At 67.1% G+C, this 1,188-nt stretch carries 1 protein-coding gene; it reads left to right on the forward strand.

Going from position 1 to position 1,188, the window contains the following annotated elements; translation table 11 throughout:
* The gene (gene tuf, locus FHS88_RS20455; protein ID WP_184487329.1) at positions 1–1,188 is read left to right on the forward strand and encodes an elongation factor Tu; all 1,188 of its coding nucleotides are present in this window, start codon (positions 1–3) and stop codon (positions 1,186–1,188) included.

Here is a 1,188-nt window from a genome sequence, read left to right on the forward strand (position 1 = left end):
ATGGCGAAGGCGAAATTCGAGCGGACGAAGCCGCACTGCAACATTGGCACGATCGGGCATGTGGACCATGGCAAGACGTCGCTGACGGCGGCGATTACCAAGGTTCTGGCGAAGCAGGGTGGTGCGCAGTTCACGGCGTATGACCAGATCGACAAGGCGCCGGAGGAGCGTGCGCGCGGGATCACGATCTCGACGGCGCATGTCGAGTACGAGACGGCGAACCGGCACTATGCGCATGTGGACTGCCCGGGCCATGCCGACTACGTGAAGAACATGATCACGGGTGCGGCGCAGATGGACGGCGCGATCCTGGTGGTCTCGGCGGCGGATGGCCCGATGCCGCAGACGCGCGAGCACATCCTGCTGGCGCGCCAGGTGGGTGTTCCGGCGCTGGTGGTGTTCCTGAACAAGTGCGACATGGCGGACCCGGACCTGCTGGAGCTGGTCGAGATGGAGGTGCGCGAGCTGCTCTCCTCCTACCAGTTCCCGGGCGATGAGATTCCGATCATCCGTGGTTCGGCGCTGTGCGCGCTGGAGGACCGGGAGCCGGAGCTGGGCGAGCAGGCGATCCTGAAGCTGATGGAGGCGGTGGACAGCTACATCCCGCAGCCGCAGCGCGAGGTGGACAAGCCGTTCCTGATGCCGGTGGAGGACGTGTTCTCGATCTCGGGTCGCGGCACGGTGGTGACGGGGCGCGTGGAGCGCGGGGTCATCAAGGTGGGCGAGGAGGTTGAGATCGTGGGCCTGCGGCCGACGATGAAGACGACGGTGACGGGCGTGGAGATGTTCCGCAAGCTGCTCGATCAGGGCCAGGCGGGCGACAACATCGGCGCGCTGCTGCGCGGCACGAAGCGCGAGGAAGTGGAGCGCGGGCAGGTGCTGGCGGCGCCGGGGACGATCACGCCGCACACGAAGTTCAAGGCGGAGGCCTACGTCCTGACGAAGGAGGAGGGCGGGCGGCACACGCCGTTCTTCACGAACTACCGTCCGCAGTTCTACTTCCGCACGACGGACGTGACGGGGGTGGTGACGCTGCCCGAGGGCGTGGAGATGGTGATGCCGGGCGACAACGTCTCGATGGATGTCGAGCTGATCGCGCCGATCGCCATGGACGAGGGCCTGCGCTTCGCCATCCGCGAGGGCGGCCGCACCGTCGGCGCCGGCGTCGTCGCCAAGATCGTGGCGTAA

It is taken from the genome of Neoroseomonas alkaliterrae, from assembly GCF_014199195.1.
In the GTDB taxonomy this organism is placed as follows: Bacteria; Pseudomonadota; Alphaproteobacteria; order Acetobacterales; family Acetobacteraceae; genus Neoroseomonas; species Neoroseomonas alkaliterrae.